Annotated in this window: 2 protein-coding genes and 1 pseudogene; 2 read left to right on the top strand and 1 reads right to left on the bottom strand. The window is 72.3% G+C overall.

Going from position 1 to position 3,024, the window contains the following annotated elements:
- Positions 1-181 precede the first annotated feature (181 nt).
- Both ACWDX9_RS61845 and ACWDX9_RS61840 read left to right on the top strand, forming a co-directional pair.
- The gene (locus ACWDX9_RS61845; protein WP_449973204.1) at positions 182-1,597 is read left to right on the top strand and encodes an MFS transporter; all 1,416 of its coding nucleotides are present in this window, start codon (positions 182-184) and stop codon (positions 1,595-1,597) included.
- Between the two features lie 125 nt (positions 1,598-1,722).
- Complete coding sequence (locus tag ACWDX9_RS61840; protein WP_449973203.1) at positions 1,723-2,631, top strand: helix-turn-helix domain-containing protein; 909 nt, start codon at positions 1,723-1,725, stop codon at positions 2,629-2,631.
- Between the two features lie 58 nt (positions 2,632-2,689).
- Here ACWDX9_RS61840 and ACWDX9_RS61835 read toward each other — a convergent pair.
- Positions 2,690-3,024: pseudogene (locus ACWDX9_RS61835) on the bottom strand (TIGR03620 family F420-dependent LLM class oxidoreductase); the annotation flags it as partial.

The raw sequence follows: 3,024 nt of genomic DNA, 5'->3' as shown, positions 1-3,024 counted from the left end.
GCACCGGCTCGACCGGTAGTCCGAGTTGCCGGCCGATGACGGTCGCGATGTCGCGTACCGCGTCGCCCTCGTCGGCCACGGCGTGCCAGGTCGTTGAAACTCTCCCGCAGCCCGGCCCAGCGCCGTCGCCCGGCAGGCGGCGCAAACTCTCCGGCACCGGTTCAACGACAGCCTTGAAGCCATGAGTGCTGACGACTACGACCCGATATCCGGGCAAACCCACGCCGAGGCGGGGCTGCCGGGTCCGATGATCGTGCTGGCCGGCGGGGTGCTCGTCGGTGCGATCAACATCTACCTCGCGGCGAGCCTGCTGCCGACCGCGGTGGCCGACCTCGGCGGCGCGGGCTTCTACGCCTGGAACATGACCATCTACCTCGTCGCCATGGTGATCGCGACGATGCTCGCCGGCCGGTTCCTGTCCCGGTGGGGGAACGTCGGCGCGTACCTGGTGGGCTTCGCCGTCTTCACGGCGGGTTCGCTGGCCTGCGCGCTGAGCCCGGCGATGGCGGTGCTGCTGGCCTCGCGCGGCGTTCAGGGGTTCGGGGCGGGGCTGCTGTCGGGGCTGGGGTTCGCCGTCATCCGGTCGGCGCTGCCGCCCCGGCTCTGGACGCGCGGCACCGCGCTGATGTCGGCGATGTACGGCGTCGGCAACTTCGCCGGTCCGGCGCTGGGCGGGCTGTTCGCCCAGCTGGGCTCGTGGCGGCTGGCGTTCGCGGTGATGGCGGTGGTCTCGGCGGTGTGCGGCGCGTTCGTGCCCCGCGTGCTGCCGGGCGGCCTGGCGCACGACCGGGACCTGCGCCCGCCGGTCCCGGTCGTGTCCCTGCTGCTGGTCATGGCGGCCGCCGGGGCCGTGAGCGTGGTGGGGGTGCTGGCGGGCACGCCGGCGAAGGCGGCCGGCCTCGGCGCGGCGGTGCTGCTGGTGGCCGGGTTCGTCGTCCATGAGCGGGGCAGTGAGCTGCGGGTCTTTCCGCAGGCGACGTACCGGAGCGGTTCGTCGTTGAAGTGGGTCTATCTGACGCTGGGGCTGCTGGCCTGCGGGGTCGCGGCCGAGTCGTTCCTGCCGCTGTTCGGTCAGCGGCTGGCCGGGCTGGCGCCGCTGGTGGCGGGGTTCTTCGCCGCGGCGATCTCGTTGGGCTGGTCGCTCACCCAGATCGGCAGCTCGTCGGTGACGGGCGGGCGCGCGGTGCGCCGGCTGCGCGTGCTCGGCCCGGTGCTGCTGGCCGCCGGCCTGCTCGTCCAGGGGCTGCTGCAGCGCGAGGAGACGCCGCTGTGGCTGGTGGCGGTGTGGGTGCCGGTGCTGTTCGTGGCCGGGGCGGGCATCGGGCTGGCCTATCCGCACCTGTCGGTGGCCGCGATGTCCAGTACGCAGGATCCGGAGGAGGGCAGGCGGGCGGCCGCGGGGATCGCCACGGTGACGAGTCTGTCGATCGCGTTCGGCACGGCGGTGGCGGGGGTCCTGGTCAACCTGGGCGGCGGGTCGATGCTCGACTCGGCGCGGTACGTGTTGTTCGGGCTCGCGCTCCTGTGCGCGCTCGGCGCCCTGACCGCGCACGCGGCCAACCGGACGGACCCCGCGCTCGCCGCCGATCGCGATTGACGCTGCCGTGGGAGGCGTTCTTACCCGATGACATCCGTAGCGCTTCTCCTCCGGGCCGCGTCCGCGGCGAGAATCTCCGACAAATCGCTTGAGGTTCCACCGGGTGGAAGGTGCAGATTCGAGTCATGAACGACGCGACGGGTCTTTACACGATCGGGCAGCTGGCCCGGCGCACGGGGCTGCAGGCGCGCACCATCCGCTTCTGGTCCGATCGCGGCGTCGTCCCCCCGGTCCAGAGGTCGGGGGGCGGCTACCGGCTCTATGACGCGGAGGCGGTCGCGCGGCTGGACCTGGTCCGGACACTTCGCGATCTTGGGCTCGGTCTCGACGCCGTCCAGCAGGTGCTGGAGCAGCGGGCCACGCTGAGCGACGTGGCGGACCTGCACGTCAAAGCGCTCGACGCCGAGATCCGCACCCTGAAGGTACGCCGGTCCGTCCTGCGCGTGCTCGCCAACCGTGACAGCTCTACCAAGGAGATCGCATTGATCAACGCGCTGGCCCGACTGTCGGCACGGGAACGTCAGCAGATCATCGACGATTTCGTCGACCGCGCCTTCGCCGGCGTCGTCGACGAGGACGCCGCGCTGGTCGCGGGCTGGATGCGCGACCTGCCGCCGGACCTTCCCGAGGACCCCACCTCCGAACAGATCAACGCATGGGTGGAACTGGCCGAACTGGTGGACGACGACGGCTTCCGGCAGACGGTCCGAAGGATGGTTCTCAGCGGCGAGGACGACAACCGCCTGGAGTACGGCCTCAACCTCCGGCCCTTGGTCCTGGAACACGCCGGCGCCGCCCTGTCACGCGGCATCGCGCCGGAATCGGCCGGGGCGCGACCGATCCTGAGGCGGATCGTCCCCGACAACCTTCCCGCCGAGGAGACCGCCGCCCTGATCATGTGGCTGGACATGGTCGCCGAGCCCCGAGTGGAGCGGTACTGGCAGCTCCTGAGCATCCTCAAGGGCCAGAAGCCGTCCCCACCGGCGGTACCGGCCTTCGCATGGGTGCTGGCCGCGCTGCGCGCACACCGCTGATCCTTTCACCGCATCCACAAGGGGACAGCGCCGACCGCTCCGCTGCCGGGACCCCCGTTCACAGCAGCAGCGCGGCGAGATCTTCCCATTGACGCAGCGGCGGCCGGTCCGGTGTGGCCGTGAGCACATGCAGGCTGACGTGATCCGCGCCGGCCTCGAGGTGCTCACCGACGCGGCGGGCGACGTCCTCGGGGCCGCCGGTCGCCACCAGCGCGCCGACCAGCCGTTCGTCCAGCGACTCGGGGTCGTCGAAGCCCAGGTCGCGCAGCGGTGTGAGCCGGTTGGGCAGGGCGGCGGCCGCGTGGGCGCGGGCCAGCTCGGCCGCGCGGGGACGAGACGGGTCGAGGACGGCGAGCTGGGTGACCGCGAGCAGCGCCCGCGGCCCGAGCAGGC

The organism is Nonomuraea sp. NPDC003201 (assembly GCF_053590415.1).
Note: the sequence above shows the minus strand (reverse complement) of the source record. Positions and strands in the feature narration are given on the sequence as shown.

Coding starts and splice junctions, on each gene's coding strand:
- ACWDX9_RS61845 (WP_449973204.1), top strand. CDS start 182: ATGAGTGCTGACGACTACGACCCGATATCCGGGCAAACCCACGCCGAG.
- ACWDX9_RS61840 (WP_449973203.1), top strand. CDS start 1,723: ATGAACGACGCGACGGGTCTTTACACGATCGGGCAGCTGGCCCGGCGC.